Genomic DNA, 20308 nt, shown 5'->3' with positions numbered 1-20308 from the left:
CCGCGGGGCGCGGGCGCGCCCGCCCGCCGGGGTGCGTACAAACCTTGGGGGGGGGCCCCGGGGGGGGGGGGGGGGGGGGGGGCCCCCCCCCCCCGCCACCCGCATTCGCCATGGCTTAGAACGTCGCAGCGCTCTAACCTCAGAACCATGACACTGGGGGAGGACCTCCTGCTGCTTGCCATCCACCCGCGCAACGGCAGAGTCCGGAACGTCGAACGCATGGCGCCCGCACTGCGGGCCCTGGAACTGATCGAGCTGAGCCTGGCGGGGCGGCTCAGCCTGGAGCAGGGGCGGATCACGGTCAAGGATCCGGAGCCGATCGGTCACCGCTTGCTGGATCACACCCTGAGCTCGCTGAGCGCCATGGCGGCGCCGGCGAAGGTCGAGATGTGGCTGCGGGGCAACAAGGCCGAGGCCGGGATCCTGGGCCAGTACCTGGCGCTGCTGGGACGTCAGCAGGTGATGCGTATCGAGCATCGCGGGCAGGGGCTCGCCAGGACCACGGTGATCACGGTGCGCGATCGGGAACGGCTGGCCGAGGCACGCGCCCGGATCGATCGCGTGGCGCACGGGGAGGCGTCCGCCACAGCCGGGGACCGGGCGTTGGCCGGCATCGTCCACGCCGCCGGGCTGAGTCGGCAGCTGTGCCGGGGGCCTCATCGCATGGTGGCGCGCCGGCGGCTGGCCCGGTTCGACGACCAGGTCGACGTCGGCGAGAGCATGCGGCAGGCGAAGGCCGTCGTGGACGCCGAGGTGGCGAACGCCGTGGCCGAGGCGCTGTCCAGCGGCCTGGCGCGGATGGCCAAGGAGCTGACGGTGGTGTTGCGGCAGGAGTACCGGCAGGAGATGTACTCCCAGTCCTACGGCAGCGGCCATCATCACCATCACCATCACACGCCGACCGACATCTCGAGTTCGGGCCATCACAGCCACCACTCGGGCTCGGGCGGTTTCGGCGGCGGACACCATCACCATGGGTGACTGCCGCGCGATTACGTGGCGTCCTCGTCCTCCAACAAAGCCGCCGCCAGCGCGACGATCTGCGGCCGCAGCCCCGGCAGCGCCTCGACGTCCCCGGCGTAGATCCGCTCGGTCACCAGCCCGCTGACCGCCCCGGTCAGCGAGCGGGCCACGAACAGCGGGTCCAGGCCGCCGCGCCAGGTGCGCCCGACCGTGACGGCCTGTGCCAGGTTCATCGCGAACGTCTCGGCGCGGGCCAGGCGGCGGGAGACCGCGGGGTAGCCGGCGGCGTAGATCTCGATCATGAAGATGCGGGCCAGCGTCGGGTTCGCGGCCAGGTCGCCCAGGTACGCCTCGAAGATCCGGTCCAGGCGCTCCAGGACCGGGTCGTCGGGCGAGCCCAGCGAGCGCTCGATCAGCACCGCGAAGCGGTCGGCCGAGCGGTCGAAAGCGGCCAGGAAGCAGTCCTGCTTGTCGGTGAAGTGCTCGTAGAAGGTCTGGCGGGAGATGTGGGCCCGGGAGAGCACCGCCCCGACCGTGGCCGCCGCGTACCCCTTCTCCGCCACGACGTCGATCATCCCGGTCAGCAGCCGGCCGCGTTGCGCCGCGCTGACGTCCTCGCGGCTCAGTCCGTGGTTGCCGCGGGGCAACGGGGTGGGCAGGGTGTCGGGATCCACGGCAGGAATCTACGTCACGCGCGCTCGCTGTGCTGTCCAAGGGGCGCGATGGCGGCGCGGAATCGATAATGGCCGCATGTCGTACCTGAAGGATCCGCGTGTGGACTCCTACATCGATGCCCTGCCCGGGTGGCAGCGAGAGATCTGCCGGCAGGTCCGCGACCTCGTCCACGCGGCCGATCCGGAGGTCGAGGAGACGATCAAACGCTCCGTCCAGCCCTATTTCGTCCTCAAGGGCAACATCTGCGCGCTGATGGGTACCAAGGATCACGTCAACGTCTTTCTGTACGACGGCGCGATCGTGCCCGATCCCGAGCACATCATCACCGGCGGCCACGAGAACAAGACCGCGCGTTGCGTCGCCGTCCACGAAGGCGAGACGCTACCGGCCGAACCCCTGGCCGCCATGTTCTCGCAGATCGTCGCCAACAACCGCGCAGGCGGCTGGCGCAAGCTGAAAGCCGAAGGAACCCGGCCGATTTGACGCCGGGCCCTGAGAACAGCTCAATGGTCCTCCATGGTCAACCTCGACATCGAAACGGCGCGCATGGTCCTTGCCGCGCAGCCGTTCAGCGTTTTGCTCGGGGCCCGGATAGAGGTCTTCGAGAAGGGGCGCGCGACGATCGTGGTCCCCGTCCGCGAGAACCTCAAGCAGCAGAACGGGTTCCTTCATGGCGGCGTGCTCGCGTACGCCGCGGACAACGCGATCACCTTCGCGGCCGGCTCCACGCTCGGTCCGGAAGTGCTCACCAGCGGGGTCACGATCAGCTACGTCCGGCCGGCGTCCGGGGTGACGCTGCAAGCCGAGGCTGAGGTCACCTACACCGGACGGCGCCAAGCGGTGTGCCGATGCGACCTGTACGCCGTGGCGGAGGACGGCGCACGGGTGCTCAGCGCGATCGCGCAAGGCACGGTGCTCTGTGTGGCCTGACGGCGGACCTGTGTGTCCTGACGGCGAATCCGTATGTCCTGACAGCGGATCCAGCGTTTCCTGACGGTGGATCAGTTCCCTGACCAGCCGTGGGCCCGCCGGGTGGAAGATCGTCCGGCGGACCCACTTTCCGAAAAGAAGCAACCTTTCCCAGGTTTAAAGCGTTCTAATACCGGGTGGGGGTTGCTTCGCGGAGGCGTCAGTTGTTGGGCCGCAGGGTCCAGATGATGGTCATCTCGCCGGTGACGGCTTCGTCGTTGTCGCGCTGGATGGCCACGTGGATGGGGAACTCGGGGCGGGTGCCGCTCTTGAGCTCGGCCAGGATGTCGTCCACGGGGCGGCCGAGCGTGGCGGTGGCCGTGATGTCGCCCTTGGCGACCTTCTTGAAGTCGATGGTGGCGGTGGTGGGCAGGGGGGTGGCTTCAGCCATGAGGTGGCCGAACGCGGCGGCGACGATCGCGCCGGAGGCGGATTCCGCCAGCGTGAACATCGCGCCGGCGTGTGGTCCGCCGATGTGGTTCCGGTACGGCGCCTGGTCGCGGAACTTCAGCACGGCGCGCTCCGGCGCGACCTCGACGTATTCCAGGGCCAGCGTGCCGACCATGGGGACGGCGGCGGTCAGGAAGGCGCCGACGTCGAAAGGCTCTTGCTCTGCTGCGGTCATGCCATGATCCTACTGGTCGGTAACATCCGGGGCCACCGGCAGCGAGGCGGTCCACTTCTCCTCGATCCGGCCGAACTTCCACACCGCCACGGCGGCCAGCCAGACCAGCAGGAACATGCCCACGATGGCGAAGCCGATGCTGTTCAGGTCGACGGTGGCGATCCAGTTCCAGAAGCCGCCGGTCAGATTCAGCTTGTCCTGCAGGATGCTCAGCAGCTCGATGGTGCCGATGATCAGCGCCACGGCCACCGACAGCCCGGTGATCGTGATGTTGTAGAAGACCTTGCGGACCGGCTTGGAGAAGGCCCAGCCGTAGGCGAAGTTCATGAACGAGCCGTCGATGGTGTCCAGCAGGGACATGCCGGCGGCGAACAGGATCGGCAGGCACATCACCGCGTACCAGGGCAGGCCCGAGGCCACCGAGGTGCCGGCCAGCACCAGCAGCCCGACCTCGGTCACGGTGTCGAAGCCCAGGCCGAACAGCAGGCCGACCGGGTAGATCTGCCACGGCTTGTTCACCGCGCGCATGGCCCGGCCCAGGAACCGGTTCATCAGGCCGCGGTTGTTCAGGTGCTCCTCGAGCGTGGCCTCGTCGAACTCCCCGCGGCGCATCTGGCGGAACACCTTCAGGATCCCGACCAGCACCACCAGATTGATGATCGCGATCAGGTACAGGAACGAGCCGGAGACCGTGGTCCCGACCAGGCCGCCGAAGCTGTGCAGGCTCGACTTGTCGTTCGTCAGCTCCACGCCCAGGCCCTTCAGGCCCAGGCCCAGCAGGAGCGTGAGGACCACGACGATCGAGGAGTGGCCCAGGGAGAACCAGAAGCCGACCGACAGCGGGCGCTTGCCCTCGGCCATCAGCTTGCGGGTGGTGTTGTCGATGGCCGCGATGTGGTCGGCGTCGAAGGCGTGCCGCATGCCCAGCGTGTAGGCGGTCAGGCCGGTGCCGAAGCCGAACAGGCCGCCCTGCAGCTTGTAGTGGCCCGGGACGACCAGCGCGGCCAGGATGCCCCAGCCGACGACGTGCAGCAGCGCGATGAAGCCGAACATGCCGCCGACCCGTCCCCACTCCGCCGGCGTCAGGCTCGCCCGGATCCGGGCCAGCCGGGATCCGCCGGTCGCGGGCGCGGTGCCGGTGCTGTCGGTACCGCCTGCTGTGGTCGCGGTCATGGCGCTGGACGCCCCCTGAGCTCATCGGATCGAGTCCGCCGCCGGGCCCGGCGGCGGGGGAGGACACTCGCCCGCCCCAGACGCGATTATTTTGCAGTTGCGAAGAGTTCGCAACTAGGTGTTGAGTCCGCGGAGGGGCGCGCACCGTGATGAGAGGTGGATCACGACCGGTTTCTCCGGATGTTCCGATTTTTTTCAGATCGCGATGGTCTGATGTGTTGACGCCCGAAGACAATGACTGCAAGGCCGCTGCCGCATCGGCGGCGGCCCGGAGAAGGAGCCGTTCCCGATGGCCCTGCGTGTGATCGACTACCCGCGTCGCGGGAAGTCCGGACTGCGGCACTGGCTGCCGTCCTGGCGGCTGGTCGCCAGCACGCTGATCGCGTTCGTCCTGCTGATGACCGGCGGGGCCTGGGCGGTGTACGCGTCCGTCAAGATCCCGCCGATGAACGAGTCGGTGACCCAGCAGCACCTGACCGTGGTCGACGACAAGGGCGTGGTGCTCGGCCGCCGCGGCCCGGAGATCCGCCAGGACGTGCCGCTGACGCAGGTCCCGGCCCCGGTGCAGGACTCCTTCCTGTCCGCTGAGGACCGCAACTTCTGGTCCGACGGCGCCATCTCCGTCACCGGCACGGCCCGCGCCCTGATCAACGACCTCGGCGGCGGCTCCACGCAGGGTGGCTCCACGATCACCCAGCAGTACGTGAAGAACGCCTACCTCACCGACGAGCGCACCCTGTCCCGCAAGGTCAAGGAAGCCGTCATCGCCCTGAAGATCTCCGAGAAGCAGCCCAAGTCCGAGATCCTGCAGGGCTACCTGAACACCGTGTACTTCGGCCGCGGCGCTTCTGGCATCCAGATGGGCGCCCGCGCCTGGTTCAGCAAGGACGTCAACCAGCTCAGCGTGGCCGAGGGCGCGGTGATGGCCGCGCTGGTGAACGCCCCGTCGTACTACGAGCTGGCGCCCAAGGACCCCTCGATCATGGCCAAGCTCCAGGCGCGCTGGAACTACGTGCTCGACGGCCTGGTGACCATGGGCAAGCTGACGCCCGCCGAGCGCGCGGCGCAGCAGTTCCCGGCGCTGGCGCCCTGGCCCCGGCCCAGCAGCCAGACCGACAACCAGGACGAGTACCTGGTCGAGGAGGCCATCGGCGAGGCCGAGCAGAAGACCGGCCTGAGCCGCGAGCAGCTGGAGACCGGCGGCTACACCATCTACACCACCTTCGACGCCAAGATGCAGGACGCCGCGGCGGCGGCGGCGAAGGCGCAGATCACCAGCCAGCTCAACCCGAGCAAGCGCGCCGTGGACGCCAACGTGCACACCTCGATCGCCACCGTCGTCCCCGGCGACGGCGCGGTACGCGTCCTGTACGGCGGCGACGACTACTCCAAGCAGGCCTTCAACGCCTCCTGGCAGGGCACGCTGTCCCCGGGCTCCTCGTTCAAGACCTTCGCGCTGGCCGCCTACCTGCAGAACGGCGGCACGGTCAACGACACGTTCGACGGCACCTCGCCCTACCACGTCCCGAACACCGACACGGTGATCCCGAACGAGGGCGGGACCAGCTACGGCCCGGTCTCGGTGCAGTACGCCCTGAACCAGTCGATCAACACCGTGTTCATCGAGATGGGCCAGCAGATCGGGATGAGCAAGGTCGCCGACGCCGCGCGCGCCGCCGGCGTCCCGGTCACGGCCCAGCAGCAGTCGCTGCCGGCGCTGCCGCTGGGCGTGGTGTCCACCAACCCCGAGCAGATGGCGGCGGCCTACGGGACCTTCGCCGCGCACGGCCAGCAGGTGGACCCGTACACGGTGGCCAGCGTGCAGCAGGACGGCAAGACCGTGTACGCGCACCAGAGCCTGGCCAAGCAGGCCTTCACCCCGGCCGTGGCCGACCAGGTGACCAAGGCCCTGCAGAACGTGGTGACCAACGGCTCCGGCGGCGGCGCGCAGCTGGCCGACGGCCGCGACGTGGCCGGCAAGACCGGCACCACCGACCTGCCGGGCGACGGGACCAAGCTGGGCTCCGTCTGGTTCGTCGGCTACACCCCGACGCTGTCGACCGCGGTCGCGGTCTGGGGGCAGACCGACGGCGGGGCGCTGACCCCGATCAACGGCATGGCCGGCAAGAACACCGTCGGCGGCGGAGCCGTGGCGGCGCCGCTGTGGGCCGCGTACATGGACCAGGCGGTGGCCGGCACGACGGCGCAGTCGTTCACCTTCACGGCGCAGAACAACCAGGCGGTGCCGATGAACCCGGTGAGCCCGACCTCGGGCTCGACGCAGGGCGGCACCGGCACGACCACCGGCCCGTCGCAGACCAACCAGCCCTCGCCGCCGGCGCCGACCAGCACCTACCAGCCGCCGAACACGCCGTCCTCGACGCCGTCGAGCACCGGCGGCGGGACGACGTCGGGTGGGCCGACCGGGACCGGCACGTCGACCGGTTCGCAGCAGCCGCCGCCGTCGACGCACAGCCGGCCGTCCAAGCCGCCGTCGCAGACGACCACCGGCGGGCTGTAACCGCAGGCGGGCGGCTGGCGCAGATACGGTCGGGCGGCTGAGGCTGACATGGTCGGGCGGCTGACGTAGCTAGTTCGCCGACGGTGTCGGCACACACATGACGAAGGGCCCGCTTATGCGGGCCCTTCGGCGTTGTCCGGTGTTCTGTGCGGGGTAGCGGCTCAGTTCGCCGGGGCGGTCGCCTTCTCGGCCTCGGCCCGCTTCTCGGCCTGCATCCGCTCCATCTCCGCGAGCACGTTCTTGCGCTGGCGCTTGCCGAGCCGGTCGATGTAGAGCCGGCCCTCCAGGTGGTCGAACTCGTGCTGCAGGCAGCGGGCGAAGTAGCCGGTGCCCTCCACGGTGATCGGCTCGCCCTTGAGGTCCACGCCGGTCACCCGGGCGTAGTCCGGCCGGGCCAGCTCGTGGTGCGGCCCGGGCACCGACAGGCAGCCCTCGGCGGAGTCGTCCAGCTGGCGCCGGTCGGCCGGCAGCTCGGCCAGCACCGGGTTCACCATGTGGCCGACGTGCTGGACGCCGTCGTCGTCGGCGCAGTCGTAGACGAACACCCGCAGCGGCACGCCGATCTGGTTGGCGGCCAGGCCCACGCCCTCGGCGGCGTACATCGAGGCGAACATGTCGTCCACGAGCGCGGCGAGCTCCTCGCCGAACTCCTCCACCGGGGCACACGGGTGGTGCAGCACCGGGTTGCCGACAATCGTGATGGGCCGGGCGGTGCCGGAATCGGTCTGGCTCATGGCGTTAATCTTACGGGTCACCTACCCCTCGGGGGTATACTGAGCAAGCGCGACGTCGACGAATGGGGAACGGGCCATGCACGGCTACACAGACCGCAAGGACGACTACAACAAGCGGCTCCGCCGCATCGAGGGCCAGGTCCGCGGCCTGCAGCGGATGGTCGACGAGGACAAGTACTGCATAGACATCCTCACCCAGATCTCCGCGGTCACCAAGGCCCTGCAGTCGGTGGCGCTGGGACTGCTCGAGGAGCACGTCGCGCACTGCGTGGCCGACGCCCTGGCGACCGGCGGGCCGGAGGCCGACGCCAAGGTCAAGGAAGCGAACGAGGCCATCGCGCGGCTGGTGCGTTCCTAGCCGCCGCGCCCTTCAGCGTCCTTCAGCGGCGTTCACCGGGCGCACCACCCCGTCCCTGCGGCAGACTGGCGGTCATGACGGATCAGGCCGCCGGCACCCCCATCGTCGTCAGCGTCCGCGGGGAGGCGAACCTCGAAGCGGACCCCGAACTGTGCGAGTTCGCGGTCACGGTCACCGCCCGCGACAAGGACCGCCGCACCGCCCTGGAGCAGCTGACCCAGCGCAACAAGGACCTCCTGGACCAGCTCAAGGGCGAATACGGCGAGGCGCTGGAGAAGCTCGAGACGGGCCGTTTCTCGGTGTACCCGGAATGGCGCAACAAGCGCTCCGACAAGGTCGGCCCGTATCAGGGCTCGGTGCGCGTCCGCATCGTGGTGAAGGACTTCACGGTCCTGGGCGAGATGGTCACCAGGATCGCCGACGCCGAGGGCCGCTCGATCGACGGCCCCTTCTGGAGCCTGCGCCGCGACTCGGAGGTCTACCGCAGAGCCCGCACGGAGGCGGTCGGCGAGGCGGTCCGCCGGGCCCGGGAGTACGCCGACGCCCTCGGCTCGCAGCTCACCGCGCTGCTGGAGCTGGCCGACACCGGCCTGTCGACCGGCGGCGCCCCGGCCCCGCAGGGGCGCGCGATGTACGCGATGGCCACCTCGGCGCGCGGCGTGGCCGACGAGGGGCTGCCGGCGCTGGATCTGGAGCCGACGCGGCAGAACGTGTACGCGGCGGTGGAGGCGCGGTTCTCGGCGACGCAGCCGGGGGAGTTGTAGGGCACGGGAATGTCCGTTCTCCCTCGCGTGTTTAGTTCGTCATGCGAATCGAGATGTGGGCCGACATCGCCAACCCGTGGACCTATGTCGCGGCCGAGCGGCTGCGTACGGCACTGGCCACGGCCGACGCCGGCATCGACGCCACCGCCGCCGAGGTCGTCTGGCGCCCGCTGCTGACCGACCCCGCCGATCCCGAGGCCCCGCGCGACGCCCTGCGCCTGCTGCTGCTCGCCGAGGAGCACGGCGGCGTCGAGCTGCAGGGCCGGGTGGCCGCCGAACTGCTGGCGTCGCACGACGTCCGCGACCGCGCGGAGCTGGCCGCCGTGGCCGCGCGCGCCGGGTTCGAGGACGGCGCCGACCTGCTGTCCTCCGAGACCGCCGGGCACACCCGCCTGCGCGAGCTGCTCCTGATCGGCAAGGCGCGCGGCATCACGATCTCGCCGACCCTGGCTGTCGGCGACCGGCTGCTGGAGTTCGCGATGTCGCCGGCGACGATCGGCGAGTTCCTGACAGCTGCCGACGAGGCCGGCGAGGCCGGCGCCGTGCGCAGGCTCCCGGAGGAGGTCGAGCGCCTGCGCTGGGCCGAGGAGCTGATCGCGCTGTCCGACCCGCTCGGCGCCCTGGTGCTGTTGGAACCGTTGCTCGCCGAGCACGCTCAGGACCCAAACGCCCACCCGTCTCCCACCGCCGCCCGTTATGGACGCGCTACGCGCGGCAATCTAATGGGGGTCGCGGCCTCGGCCTACTTCGCCTCGGCACAGCTCGGCCGCGCCCGGCAGGCGCTGGAGGCGACGCTCGTCGACGACCCCGCCGACTCCTACGCGCGGCTGATGCTCGGCCGGACCTTGGAGCGTCAGGGGCTCGCCGACGAGGCCGGGACGCATCTGCGGATGGCAGTGGCGATGACGCCCGAGTACGCCTAGCCGGCAAAGTCTGCGATTTCCGCTCTGCCCCCGCGTATGGCCTATAGCTGAATCCTCCAGAGCCGACACGAAGGGCTTTGGTACTTCCGTGACCGGGGCGGCCGATGCCAGCACGCGAGGATCAATAGGGATCAGCCCGTTCGCGGGCAGCCAATTGCAGACAAGGAGCGTCGCGTGCCCGGTTCCCGGATCGCCGCCCTCGGCCACAGCCAGCCCGACCGTGTCCTGACCAACGCCGACCTGGCGCAGATGGTCGACACCAGCGACGAATGGATCACCACCCGGGTGGGCGTGCGTACCCGCCGCATCGCCGAGCCCGGGCAGACCCTCGACGAGTTCGCCGCCGCGGCCGCCGCCAAGGCGCTGGCCGGGGCCGGGACCGAGGTCGGCGACGTGGACCTGGTCCTGGTCGCCACCAGCACCGCCGGCGCGGCCAGCCCCAACACCGCCGCCCGCGTCGCGGCCCGCCTGGGCATGCGCAGCCCGGCGACCATCGACGTCAACGTGGTCTGCTCCGGCTTCACCCACACCCTGGCCCTGGCCGACCAGGCGATCCGCTGCGGCCAGGCCCGCACCGCCGTGGTCGTCGGCGCGGACTTCATGAGCGCCGTCACCGACTGGACCGACCGCGGCACCTGCGTCCTGGTCGGCGACGGCGCCGGCGCCGCGGTCGTGGTGGCCGCCGACGAGCCCGGCATCAGCCCGGTCCTGTGGGGCTCGGTCCCCGAACGCAGCCGCGCGGTGGTGATCGAGGGCACCCCCAACCGCTTCTCCCAGGAAGGCCAGACCGTCTTCCGCTGGACCACCACCGAACTGCCGGCCATCGCCCGCCAGGTCTGCGACCGAGCCGGCATCCGCCCCGAGGACCTGGCCGGCGTGGTCTTCCACCAGGCGAACCTGCGCATCATCGAGCCGCTGGCGGCCAAGATCGGCGCGGTGAACGCGGTGGTGGCGAAGGACATCATCGAGTCCGGCAACACCTCCGCCGCCTCGATCCCCATCGCCCTGGCCAAGCTGGTCGAACGGCGGGAGATCCCGGCGGGCGCGCCGGTGCTGCTGTTCGGGTTCGGCGGGAACTTGTCTTACGCGGGACAGGTGGTGATGTGCCCTTAGGGAGTCTTTGCGACTTCTTCAAGGGTGATCAGTGGGTGGGCTGGAACTGCCAGCTGGTGCGTTCGTCGAGGACGAGGACGGGCCGCTGATCTGGCTCACGGCCGCGAAGCCGCGAGGCCTCACAACCGCCGCCCGCCCATCTCCGTCCCGTCCGGCAGCTGCATCTGCGCGCCGAGCCACGCAGCGAACCCCGCCTCCTCGAACGCCGCCCAGTCCGGCGTGTCCAGCACCTGCGCCGCGCCGATGCGGCGGGCCAGGGCGGTGACGGCGCTGCCGGCCGGGCGGCGGGCGGCGTCGTAGCGGGTGGCGAGTTCGTCGAGGTCGTCGGTGGTGCGCCACAGGTCCAGCAGGCTTGCGGCGTCCTGCATGGCCTTGACGGTTCCGGCGGCGGCGTGTGGGCGGCTGACCGCGCCGGCGTCGCCGAGGAGCAGCATGCGGTCTTTGGTGAAGGCGGGTGCTGCGAAGTCGTAGATCGGCTGGATGAACACGTTCTCGCGCGCCGTCTTGCGGATCGCCGCGGCCCACGCCGGCGGCAGTTCGCGGGTCAGCAGGCTGTCCATGAAGTCCAGCACCGCGTCCGAGACCGCGCCCGGCGGGATGCTCGTGGCCGTACTCAGGTCCCCGGTCAGGTCCGGCGGGACGGCCGAGTACAGGACCCAGTTGAAGTGCACGCGGCCATCGTCGGCGGGGATCGGGTACGCGACCAGGTGGCCGTGGTTGAAGCCGACCGTGGAGAACGAGTCCTGTGGCAGCTCTTTGAGTTCGGCGAAGTCCGACAGCCCGCGCCAGCAAAGGTAGCCCGCGTAATCCGGGACCACGCCCGGGAACATCGCCTCGCGCACCACCGACCGGTAGCCGTCGGCGCCCAGCAGCAGGTCGAAGTGTTCGACGCTGCCGTCCGCCAGCGTGACCGAGGCGCCGGAATCGCCCGAGGCCGCCGAGACCACGCGCGCGTCGCCCCGGAACTCCACCCGCGACGGCAGCCGCCCGCGCAGCGACCGGTACAGATGCCCCCAGTTGTAGGAGTTGAACGGGAACGGCTGCCGCCAGATCAGCTTCCCGAGACCCGAGGCACCGCCGCCGTCGGCGGAGACACCGTCGCGCGTGAACCAGTCCCGCGAATGACCGGGAGTGGCCGGCAGCGAAGCGTCCAGGAACCCGGCCCCGACGAGCTCGCCGAACCGCTCGTGCTGGATCCCGATCCCGGCCCCGCGCTCCCGCAGCTCGCCGGCCGAGCGTTCGAACACGACGACCGCCGCCCCGGGCACCGCCCGCGCCGCCGCCAGGGCCCCGGCGCACCCGGCGATGCTCCCGCCGACGACACCAACGCGTACCGCGCCCGCAGCACCCACCATCGCAGAACCCCCTGTTAGCCGACACACCAACTTTAGAGTGTGCGCGGATAGGCATTGGTTCATGTCGACGGCCAGCCCGAAGCTTGCGCAGGTACGCGAGGCCTTTCTGCGGGCCGCAGGCCGCGTCCAGGTGCACGGTCGGATCTTGGGGCAGCGGACCGCCGTCGGCTACTGCATTACTTCGGCATGAGGGTGGTCAAACGAGGCCGGGCAGCTGTAGATCTGCATGCCGTAGCTACGTCCGATGTTGATGGAGGGCGTCTTCGAAGCGCCTGCGATCCGATCCTCCAGGGGCATCCAATGCTGGTTCGAATCCCATTCGCCGCTGTCGATATAGATGAATGGCTGCATGAGACTGTCACAGACCCGGCAGTAGGTCGGGGACGGGTCGCTAAAGGACCACGGCGCCCAGCCGCCGACTTTCACCCCTTGGGCGACCGACAGATTGTTCTGATAGTCCAGTCCGCTGTCGTTCGGCAGCGATTCGTCCCGGTCGTCGATCTGCTGCCGCAGCTTGTCCGGGAGGTGGGTCCGGTGCGGGTACTCGGTGACTTGCTCGGGGTGTAGGACACAGGGCTCGGGCCAGTAATCGTCGCGGTAGATCACGGTCGGGATGGGAGGCGTGGCCAGGACTTGGTCGATCTCAGAGGTCTGGCGCCAGAACAGTCGAATACGGGGCATCCAGTCCGGCTCGTGGTCGGCGGGGCACCACAGCACCTGCAGCATGTCTGCCCCCGGAGGGCCGGCTAGGCCGGGGACATCACGCGTATACAACTGCATGATGGGGATCAAAGGCAGCGCTCCGTCGGCTGGATCCAGCCCTGCCGCGATCCGCGTCAGGACGTGCGCCTCAGCCTCGTCGGGTTCGAAGTCCGGCAGCCCACTGTCCCGTTCCCATCTGCGCTTGAACACACGGCGCCGCGGTTCCCTGGTCCAGACGGCATGCCGCCAATCGCCAGGATGTACTTCGCCACACTCGGGCCACGGTTCCTCGGCCGGCCACAGCAGCGGTCCGCCGAAGGAGCTGTCCGCGAACGTCGGATCGCCTTGCCGTGGATGCAGGCGAATGGTCGTCCTCGAATGCGCTGCCAATTCTGGGAACAAGGCGACAATGTCGACCGGACGCGGCGGCGTTGTCCGAACCATCCAATCCCCCTCGCTGCTTTCCGCAAGATCAAAGGCACGAGCCCGCCGAGTTTTCCGTGCGCTGCGGCGGCGCTGCGCCTTCGCCATGTCGGCCGCCAACCCGCGCGGGCACTCAGTCCGGCAGCGTCGCCAACTCCTCGATCTCCACGTTCGCCAAAGCCGTCCCGTCCACCTGCACCCGCCGCAGGTACCACTTCTGGATCGGCGCGTGCGTCGTGGAAGCCAGCTGCCACGCCCCGCGCGGGCTGTCGATCCGGCCCAGGGCCGCGATCGCCGCGTTGATCTTCTCGGCGTCGGCGTTCGGTCCGGCCTGGGCGACCGCCTGGTCCAGCAGGGCCGCCGCGTCGTAGCCGGTCAGCGCGTACACGCTGGGCTCCTGGCCGTCGTGGCCGGCGGCCCACGCCGAGACGAAGGTGCGGTTGGCGGCGGTGTCGACGTCGGGGGAGTAGTCCAGCACCGAGGTGATGTTCGTGGCCGCCGGGCCCTCCAGCTTCAGCAGCGGCCCGTCGGTGACCAGGCCGACCGCGTACAGCGGTATGTCCTTCACCGCCGAGCGCGCGTACTGCTGGACGAAGCGCACCGCCTCGTCGCCGGTGAACGCGCAGTACACGGCCTTCGCCCCGGACGCCTTGATCGCCTGCAGATACGGCGAGAAGTCGGTGGTCTCGGCGGACGGCGAGAACGCCGTCGCCGGCGTGAACGTCGCCTGGCCTCCGGCGTTGGCCAGCTTCCCGCCGAGCGTGCCGTAGGCGTCGGTGAAGCCGCGGACCTGCTCCCAGTCGCCGGGGTAGTTGCCGCCGATCGCGAAGACCGGGGATTTGACGTGGTTGTAGATGAACGGCGCGATGGCCGCGCCGGGCTCGGTGGACTGGAACGCCACGTTCCACACGTAGCTGATGTCCGTCAGGTCCGGCTGCGCCACCACGCCGACCAGCGGCACGTGCGCCGCGTCGGCCAGCGGCGCCACGCTCTCATAGCCCGCGTAGTCGATCGGGCCGACGACCGCCTGCACGCCGTGGGCCAGCATCGTCTGCATCGTCGTCGCGGTGGCCGACGGGGTCGGGCCCTCGTTGGCCACGGACAGCCGCGCCGGCCGGCCGCCGAGCCGGCCCGCGTGCTGGCTGACGTAGAGCTGGAACCCGTCGCGGGCGTCGGTGCCGGCCGTGCCGTCGGTCCCGGAGATGTCCAGCAGCAGCCCCACCGGGATCGGCGTCGCGCCGGCCTGCCGCCCCGCGGGGTCGCCGTAGGACAGGCCGCCGCCGTAGCCGCCGCCGAACGCGCAGCCCGACGCCGCCGCCGTGGCCGCGGCCAGCAGCAGCGCGGCGAAGGCCCGCCGGTGGTGCGGCGCGCGCCGGGAGCGGTGTCCGCCGGTTCCCGGTGTGGTCGCCCCGGCGGCGGCGGCCGTCTGCGCCATCAGTTCATCCGGTCGTCGGGCGGCAGGTCGTCGCGCATCCGCTGCTGGGTGATCGCGTGCTCCAGCAGCGTCACCAGCACCCCCTTGGCCGAGTCGCGCCGCCGGGCGTCGCAGATCAGCAGCGGCGTGTGGTCCTCCAGGGCCAGCGCCTGGCGCAGTTCCTCGTGCCCGTACACCTGCGCGCCGTCGAACTGGTTCACCGCGATCACGTGCGGGATCCGGCGGTCCTCGAAGAAGTCGATGACCGCGAAGGCGTCGCCCAGGCGGCGCACGTCGGCCAGCACCACCGCGCCGAGCGCCCCGCGGGAGAGCTCCTCCCAGAAGAACCAGAAGCGCTCCTGCCCGGGCGTGCCGAACAGGTACAGGATCAGGTCCTCGGCGATGGTGATGCGGCCGAAGTCCATCGCCACCGTGGTGCTGCGCTTGGCCGGGATCAGGTGGACGTCGTCCAGGCCGACCCCGGCCTGCGTCATCTCGGCCTCGGTGGTCAGCGGCTGGATCTCGGAGACCGCGCCGACCAGGGTGGTCTTCCCGACGCCGAAGCCGCCGGCGACGACGATCTTCGCGGCGATCGTGGGAGCCGCCATCAGCGGGCCCCCGGAAGGTTGCCGTGCGCCAGCATCCGGGCCCGGGCGGTCGGCGTCAGGGACTCCCCGACCTGGTTGATCAGCTCGGTCATGGCGTAGGTGACCTGCCCGATGTCGCACTCGCGCTCGGCGTAGACCAGCAGCGAGGCACCGTCGCTGACGGCCATGGAGAACAGGAAGCCGTTGCCGAGCTCGGTCAGGTTGCTGCGCACCGGCTCGGAGTCCAGCAGCAGCGCGGCCCCGGCCAGCAGGCTCACCAGCCCCGCGGCCACCGCCGCGAGCTGCTCGCCCTGCTCCTCGCCCAGGTCCCGGGACGTGGCCACCACGATGCCGTCGGCCGAGACCGCCAGCGCGTGCCGGACCCCGGGGGTGCCGTGGGCGAAGTCGTTGAGCAGCCAGTCGAGGCTGCCGTGCAGATCGGGTGCAGGTTCGTTCATGGGGCGTTTCCCGTGGGGCTAGAGGATGGCGTGAGGGGTTGGTGCGTCACTTCTGTTTCGGTCCGGTGCGGCCGGAGAGCCCGCGCGCGTAGGCGGCCATGGTGGCCGCGACGTGCTCGGGGTCCCGGTCGATGCGGGCCTTCTTGACGGCGGGCTCGGGGTGGCAGCCGGGCTCGCCGGGTGGTGGTGCGGGTTCTGGGGACGCGGGCTTGGCAGGCGTCTGTGTCTGTTCCGGTACCTGTTCCTGAATCTGTGTCTGTTCCTGAAGCTGTGCCGACGACGGTGTCTGCGTCGGCGTGGTCTGCGACGCCGAGCTCAGCCGCCTCTTGGTCGGCAGCTGGGCCTTCGGGCGGCGGACAGGAAGGCCGTTGAGCGTTGTGGCTTGGGCGGGAGCGGGAGCGGGGGCCGTGACAGCCCCCTGCGGCTCCGGAGCGTTGCCGTTGACCGCCGCGTTGCCGTTGACCGCCGCGCTGCCGTTGGCGTGCGCGCGGCCGTTCACGGCGACCGCGACCGCGACGGCGACCGGCTCCTCGGCCTCCGGGAAGGGCAGCTCCGGCCAGTCGGTCTCCTCGGCGGCGGCATCGCCGACATCGGACCGGGCCGGCGCCGCCGGGTCCGCCACGATCCGCACCGTCCCGTTCGCAGCACCCTGACCCCCGTCCGCCGTGATCACCGCCAGCGGCAGTCCGACCTCGGCGACCGTGCCGCCCCCGGGCCGGGCCCGCAGCTGCACCTCGATGCCGTACCAGGCGGCCAGGTGCGCGACCACGGTCAGGCCCATCGCCCGCACCGTCTCGCTGTCCACCTGGCGCGGCGCGGCCAGCTGGGTGTTCAGCTCGGCGCGCCGGGCCGGGGTCATGCCCAGGCCGCGGTCGGCGATCTGGATGATCACCCGGTCGGTCATCCGGTGGCCCTCGACGGTCACCCGGCTGTCCGGGGCGGAGAAGGAGGTCGCGTTGTCCAGCAGTTCGGCGCACAGGTGCACCACGTGGTCCACGGCGTGCGGCGCGACCAGGATCGCGGTGTCGACGCTCTCCAGGTCCACCCGGGTGTAGCGCTCGACGCGCCCCAGCGCCGCGCGCACCACGTCCAACAGCGTCACCGCGCGCTCGCGCACCCGCGCCGAGCCCTCGCCGCCCAGGACCAGCAGGCTTTCGTTGTTGCGCGCCATCCGTGCGGCCAGGTGGTCCAGCACGAACAGCCGGGCCAGCCGGTCCGGGTCCTGCTCGGAGCGCTCGGCGCGGTCCAGCTCGCTGGTCAGCGCGCCGGTCAGGCGCTCGCCGCGGCGGGCCAGCGCCACGAAGGTGGCGCCCACGCCGGCGCGCAGCAGCACCTGCTCGGCGGCGGTGCGCAAGGCCTCGCGGTGCACCGAGTTGAAGGCCCGGGCCACCGCGGCCAGCTCGTCCTTGGGGTCCTCGGCGTTCAGCGCGTCGCCGCGGCCGGAGCCCAGCGGCAGCGCGTCGCCGGCCTGGTCGGCGAACTCCTCGGGGGTGCGGCCGGTCAGCGAGTCGGTCGCGCGCAGCTGCTCGACCGCGGCCGGCAGGTGCTCGGTGGCCACGGCGTGCGCGGCGTCCCGCAGCTGTCGCAGGCCCCTGATCATCGGCCGGCCCAGCCGCAGGCTGATCATCACCACCAGCAGCGCGGTGCCGGCCACCGCGGCGGCCTCGATCTCGGCGACGTGCTCGGCCCGGTCGCGCAGCTGGGCCACCGCGGACATGGTGGCCAGGTCCATGTCCTCGCGCACGCCGTCCAGCGTGGCGCGCCGGGCGTTCATCGTCTGGACCCACAGGTTCCGGTCCAGGGCCAGGACGTCGCCGGGCCCCAGGCGGGATATCTGGTCCTCGTACTGCTGCGCGGTCAGGATGTCCGAGCTGGTCATCGCCTCGTCGGGGCGCTCGCTCCACCCCGAGGGGGCCTGGGTGTCGAAGGCCTCCATGGCGTCGTCGTAGGCCTGCCGGTCGTGGGCGATCGCGGCCACCGCGGCCGGCGTCAGCGCCAGCCCGGTCGCCGAGCGCAGCACGTCCGTCTCCTCCTGGCCGGTCGCCTCAGAGGCCTGATAGAGCAGGCCGGCGGCCTGGATCCGGGCCGCGATCTGCTGCGGCGCGCTGCCGGCGCCGATCACCGCGTTGCGCAGCTGCGCCAGGTCGGCGATGGCGATGCGGTACTGGAAGGCCACCGTGGACAGCGCCGGCGCGGACTGCGCCTTGATCTGTGAGCGCAGCGTGTCCAGCTGGGTCAGGTCCTGGTCGATGCGCGAGAGCAGCGCGCGGGTGTCCGGCTGGATCCGCGGCATCGCCTTGACCTGCTGCCGGTAGACGGCCAGCGCGGCGTCGGTCTGCGCGATCCGGTTCTCCACGTCCGGGGTGATTCCGGCGGGGCCCGTGGTGAGCAGCAGCGCCATCGCGGTGCGCTCGTCCTGTAACCGGCACAGCAGCTTCCCGGCGGCGTCCGAGGTGTGCATCAGGGACCACAGCCGCTCGCTGCGCCAGGCCTCGCCGCCGGACGCGGTCAGCGCCACGGCCCCGAAGCCGGACACCGCGGCGAGCGGGACGGCGACCAGGACGCCGAGCCTGCGCGTGATCCTCAAGACGGCCCCTCGCGACAAGGCTGACAGAGTGTGGACGGACTGTTTGCAAGCCGTGTGGTGCAGGTGGTGCCAGGAATGTGGGCCTCATCCAACCGGGACCTGGGGACCTGAGTCAAGCCTCGAACAACGTGGACGGTTCCCCTAGGTGGTGGCGGGATAAATTCACTGGCTGGTCACGGGGGCGCCGATTACGGTTGCGATCATGCGCCACCTCCCCGAGCCGGACCCCGGCAGACCCGACACCCGATCGGCGAGCCGGTACCTGATCTGGCTGGTACGGATGCAGTGGACGTCGATGACCCTGGGCGCGTTCTGGGGCGTCGTGTGGATGGTGAGCCAGGCGCTGATGCCCGCCGCGATCGGCAAGACCATCGACGCCGGTGTCACCGCCAAGGACACCGCCGAGCTGTGGCGGTGGTCCGCGGTGGTGCTGGGCCTGGGCTGCCTGACCGGCATAGCCGGCATCCTGCGCCACCGGTGCGCGGTCACGAACTGGCTCACCGCCGCCTACCGCACCGTGCAGCTCACCGCGCGCCAGGCCACCGAACTCGGCGCCACGCTGCCCAGCCGTATCGCGACCGGCGACGTGGTGGCCATCGGCACCGCGGACACCTCCAGCATCGGCGGCACGATGGACGTCAGCGCCCGGTTCGCCGGCGCGGTGGTGTCCATCGTGCTGGTCTCGGTGCTGCTGCTGAGCACCGAGGTGCGCATCGGGCTGACCGTGCTGATCGGCGTGCCGCTGATCATGGCGCTGGTCGGACCGCTGCTCAAGCCGATGCACCGCCGCCAGAGCGAGGTGCGGGCCCTGCAGGGCAAGCTGACCGGGCGCGCCAACGACATCGTCGCCGGCCTTCGGGTGCTGCGCGGCATCGGCGGCGAGCCGGAGTTCGCAGAACGCTACCGCGAGCAGTCCCAGCGGCTGCGGTTCGCCGGGGTGCGCGTGGCGCGCGTGGAATCGGTGCTGGAATCGGCGCAGGTGCTGCTGCCGGGGCTGTTCGTGGTCGGGGTGACCTGGCTGGCGGCGCGGCTGGCGGTGTCCCATCAGATCACCACCGGGCAGCTGGTGGCGTTCTACGGATACGCCGCGTTCCTGGTGCTGCCGCTGCGCACCATCACCGAGGCCTGGGGCAAGCTGCTGCGGGCGCACGTGGCGGCCACCAAGGTGGTCAGGGTGCTGGCGCTGAGCCATCCGCTGGCCGACACCGCCGGTGCGGGCCCGGACGCCGAGGGCACCGGGGCGCTCGTCGACGAGCACTCCGGCCTGGCGCTCAAGCCCGGGTCGTTCACCGCGGTGGCCGCCGCGGACCCGGCCGAGGCGATCGAGCTGGCCGACCGGCTGGGCCGCTACTCGGCCGCCGACGGGGTCACGCTGGACGGCGTGCCGCTGGAGGAGCTGCCGCTGGGCCGGCTGCGCGAGCGGGTGCTGGTCGCGGACAACGACGCGCGGCTGTTCGCCGGGCCGCTGGCGGACGGGCTGGCCGGGGTCGGCGCCGGTGCGCGCTGGGGCGCCGAACTCGCCGGCGCGACGGACCTCGATGGGGGATCCCGCCGCACCGCCCGCATCACCGCCGCCCTGCACACCGCCGCGGCCGAGGACATCATCGAGGCCCTGCCCGCCGGCCTGGACACCGCCGTCACCGAGCGCGGCCGCTCCTTCTCCGGCGGCCAGCAGCAGCGCCTCCGGCTGGCCAGAGCCCTGCTCGCGGATCCCGAAGTCCTGCTGCTCGTCGAGCCCACCAGCGCGGTCGACGCGCACACCGAGGCCCGCATCGCCGACCGGCTGGCGCAGGCCCGCACCGGCCGCACCACCGTGGTGTTCACCACCAGCCCGCTGATGCTCGACCGGGCCGAGCGCGTGGTGTTCCTGGCCGGCGGCCGGGCCGCCGCCGAGGGCCGGCACCGCGAACTGCTGGCGACCGTGCCCGCCTACCGGGCCACCGTGACCAGGGAAGAGGACTGAC

The 20308-nt window shown here is 71.2% G+C and carries 19 protein-coding genes; 9 read left to right on the top strand and 10 right to left on the bottom strand.

Going from position 1 to position 20308, the window contains the following annotated elements; translation table 11 throughout:
* Nucleotides 1-147: 147 nt before the first annotated feature.
* Nucleotides 148-981, top strand: a complete 834-nt coding sequence (locus tag ABH926_RS22785; protein WP_370367726.1) for a GPP34 family phosphoprotein — start codon at nt 148-150, stop codon at nt 979-981.
* Between the two features lie 11 nt (nt 982-992).
* On the opposite strand, the gene ABH926_RS22780 is transcribed toward ABH926_RS22785, so the two are convergent.
* On the bottom strand, nt 993-1637 hold the full coding sequence (locus ABH926_RS22780) for a TetR/AcrR family transcriptional regulator (RefSeq protein ID WP_370367725.1): 645 nt from the start codon (nt 1635-1637) through the stop codon (nt 993-995).
* A 76-nt stretch (nt 1638-1713) separates the two neighbouring features.
* Between ABH926_RS22780 and ABH926_RS22775 the strand changes: the two genes are divergently transcribed.
* A complete protein-coding gene (locus ABH926_RS22775; protein ID WP_370367724.1) occupies nt 1714-2121 on the top strand; it encodes a DUF1801 domain-containing protein in 408 nt (135 codons plus the stop codon).
* Nucleotides 2122-2154: 33 nt separating this feature from the next.
* Nucleotides 2155-2568: a PaaI family thioesterase gene (locus tag ABH926_RS22770; RefSeq protein ID WP_370367723.1), complete on the top strand. Its 414-nt coding sequence runs from the start codon at nt 2155-2157 to the stop codon at nt 2566-2568.
* 199 nt (nt 2569-2767) lie between these two features.
* Here ABH926_RS22770 and ABH926_RS22765 read toward each other — a convergent pair whose 3' ends face one another.
* Nucleotides 2768-3232: a DUF4442 domain-containing protein gene (locus ABH926_RS22765; protein ID WP_370367722.1), complete on the bottom strand. Its 465-nt coding sequence runs from the start codon at nt 3230-3232 to the stop codon at nt 2768-2770.
* A gap of 9 nt (nt 3233-3241) precedes the next feature.
* A complete protein-coding gene (locus ABH926_RS22760; protein WP_370367721.1) occupies nt 3242-4405 on the bottom strand; it encodes a HoxN/HupN/NixA family nickel/cobalt transporter in 1164 nt (387 codons plus the stop codon).
* A 289-nt stretch (nt 4406-4694) separates the two neighbouring features.
* Between ABH926_RS22760 and ABH926_RS22755 the strand changes: the two genes are divergently transcribed.
* A complete protein-coding gene (locus ABH926_RS22755; protein ID WP_370367720.1) occupies nt 4695-6926 on the top strand; it encodes a transglycosylase domain-containing protein in 2232 nt (743 codons plus the stop codon).
* Nucleotides 6927-7087: 161 nt separating this feature from the next.
* On the opposite strand, the gene def is transcribed toward ABH926_RS22755, so the two are convergent.
* Complete coding sequence (def, locus tag ABH926_RS22750) at nt 7088-7660, bottom strand: peptide deformylase (RefSeq protein WP_370367719.1); 573 nt, start codon at nt 7658-7660, stop codon at nt 7088-7090.
* Between the two features lie 76 nt (nt 7661-7736).
* Between def and ABH926_RS22745 the strand changes: the two genes are divergently transcribed.
* From ABH926_RS22745 to ABH926_RS22730, 4 genes are all read left to right on the top strand, one after another.
* Nucleotides 7737-8018, top strand: coding sequence for a metal-sensitive transcriptional regulator (locus ABH926_RS22745; RefSeq protein ID WP_370345134.1), 282 nt, complete (start codon nt 7737-7739; stop codon nt 8016-8018).
* 74 nt (nt 8019-8092) lie between these two features.
* A complete protein-coding gene (locus tag ABH926_RS22740; protein WP_370367718.1) occupies nt 8093-8782 on the top strand; it encodes an SIMPL domain-containing protein in 690 nt (229 codons plus the stop codon).
* Nucleotides 8783-8823: 41 nt separating this feature from the next.
* Nucleotides 8824-9705 carry a disulfide bond formation protein DsbA gene (locus ABH926_RS22735; RefSeq protein ID WP_370367717.1) on the top strand — a complete coding sequence of 294 codons (882 nt, stop codon included), beginning with the start codon at nt 8824-8826 and terminating at the stop codon, nt 9703-9705.
* Nucleotides 9706-9879: 174 nt separating this feature from the next.
* On the top strand, nt 9880-10818 hold the full coding sequence (locus ABH926_RS22730) for a beta-ketoacyl-ACP synthase 3 (protein WP_370367716.1): 939 nt from the start codon (nt 9880-9882) through the stop codon (nt 10816-10818).
* A 119-nt stretch (nt 10819-10937) separates the two neighbouring features.
* Here the strand turns inward: ABH926_RS22730 and ABH926_RS22725 are convergent, their stop codons facing one another.
* From ABH926_RS22725 to ABH926_RS22700, 6 genes are all read right to left on the bottom strand, one after another.
* The gene (locus tag ABH926_RS22725) at nt 10938-12173 is read right to left on the bottom strand and encodes a monooxygenase (protein WP_370367715.1); all 1236 of its coding nucleotides are present in this window, start codon (nt 12171-12173) and stop codon (nt 10938-10940) included.
* Between the two features lie 168 nt (nt 12174-12341).
* Nucleotides 12342-13406, bottom strand: a complete 1065-nt coding sequence (locus ABH926_RS22720; protein ID WP_370367714.1) for a hypothetical protein — start codon at nt 13404-13406, stop codon at nt 12342-12344.
* A 25-nt stretch (nt 13407-13431) separates the two neighbouring features.
* On the bottom strand, nt 13432-14733 hold the full coding sequence (locus tag ABH926_RS22715) for an ABC transporter substrate-binding protein (RefSeq protein ID WP_370367713.1): 1302 nt from the start codon (nt 14731-14733) through the stop codon (nt 13432-13434).
* Nucleotides 14733-15320, bottom strand: a complete 588-nt coding sequence (locus ABH926_RS22710; RefSeq protein ID WP_370367712.1) for an ATP/GTP-binding protein — start codon at nt 15318-15320, stop codon at nt 14733-14735. Before ABH926_RS22710 ends, ABH926_RS22715 begins: the two co-directional genes overlap by 1 nt.
* Entirely contained in the window at nt 15320-15757 is a 438-nt protein-coding gene (locus ABH926_RS22705) for a roadblock/LC7 domain-containing protein (protein ID WP_370367711.1), read from the bottom strand. The genes ABH926_RS22710 and ABH926_RS22705 overlap by 1 nt, the downstream gene beginning before the upstream one ends.
* Nucleotides 15758-15803: 46 nt before the next feature.
* A complete protein-coding gene (locus tag ABH926_RS22700) occupies nt 15804-18344 on the bottom strand; it encodes a nitrate- and nitrite sensing domain-containing protein (RefSeq protein ID WP_370367710.1) in 2541 nt (846 codons plus the stop codon).
* Nucleotides 18345-18546: 202 nt separating this feature from the next.
* Between ABH926_RS22700 and ABH926_RS22695 the strand changes: the two genes are divergently transcribed.
* Nucleotides 18547-20307, top strand: coding sequence for an ABC transporter transmembrane domain-containing protein (locus ABH926_RS22695; RefSeq protein WP_370367709.1), 1761 nt, complete (start codon nt 18547-18549; stop codon nt 20305-20307).
* The last annotated feature ends 1 nt before the right edge of the window (nt 20308 follow it).

The organism is Catenulispora sp. GP43 (assembly GCF_041260665.1).
Classification (GTDB): domain Bacteria; phylum Actinomycetota; class Actinomycetes; order Streptomycetales; family Catenulisporaceae; genus Catenulispora.
This window is presented reverse-complemented; position numbering and strand designations above follow the sequence as displayed.

Coding starts and splice junctions, on each gene's coding strand:
- ABH926_RS22715 (WP_370367713.1), bottom strand. CDS start 14,733: ATGGCGCAGACGGCCGCCGCCGCCGGGGCGACCACACCGGGAACCGGC.
- def (WP_370367719.1), bottom strand. CDS start 7,660: ATGAGCCAGACCGATTCCGGCACCGCCCGGCCCATCACGATTGTCGGC.
- ABH926_RS22785 (WP_370367726.1), top strand. CDS start 148: ATGACACTGGGGGAGGACCTCCTGCTGCTTGCCATCCACCCGCGCAAC.
- ABH926_RS22760 (WP_370367721.1), bottom strand. CDS start 4,405: ATGACCGCGACCACAGCAGGCGGTACCGACAGCACCGGCACCGCGCCC.
- ABH926_RS22710 (WP_370367712.1), bottom strand. CDS start 15,320: ATGGCGGCTCCCACGATCGCCGCGAAGATCGTCGTCGCCGGCGGCTTC.
- ABH926_RS22720 (WP_370367714.1), bottom strand. CDS start 13,406: ATGGCGAAGGCGCAGCGCCGCCGCAGCGCACGGAAAACTCGGCGGGCT.
- ABH926_RS22705 (WP_370367711.1), bottom strand. CDS start 15,757: ATGAACGAACCTGCACCCGATCTGCACGGCAGCCTCGACTGGCTGCTC.
- ABH926_RS22740 (WP_370367718.1), top strand. CDS start 8,093: ATGACGGATCAGGCCGCCGGCACCCCCATCGTCGTCAGCGTCCGCGGG.
- ABH926_RS22735 (WP_370367717.1), top strand. CDS start 8,824: ATGCGAATCGAGATGTGGGCCGACATCGCCAACCCGTGGACCTATGTC.
- ABH926_RS22755 (WP_370367720.1), top strand. CDS start 4,695: ATGGCCCTGCGTGTGATCGACTACCCGCGTCGCGGGAAGTCCGGACTG.
- ABH926_RS22725 (WP_370367715.1), bottom strand. CDS start 12,173: ATGGTGGGTGCTGCGGGCGCGGTACGCGTTGGTGTCGTCGGCGGGAGC.
- ABH926_RS22745 (WP_370345134.1), top strand. CDS start 7,737: ATGCACGGCTACACAGACCGCAAGGACGACTACAACAAGCGGCTCCGC.
- ABH926_RS22695 (WP_370367709.1), top strand. CDS start 18,547: ATGCGCCACCTCCCCGAGCCGGACCCCGGCAGACCCGACACCCGATCG.
- ABH926_RS22775 (WP_370367724.1), top strand. CDS start 1,714: ATGTCGTACCTGAAGGATCCGCGTGTGGACTCCTACATCGATGCCCTG.
- ABH926_RS22770 (WP_370367723.1), top strand. CDS start 2,155: ATGGTCAACCTCGACATCGAAACGGCGCGCATGGTCCTTGCCGCGCAG.
- ABH926_RS22765 (WP_370367722.1), bottom strand. CDS start 3,232: ATGACCGCAGCAGAGCAAGAGCCTTTCGACGTCGGCGCCTTCCTGACC.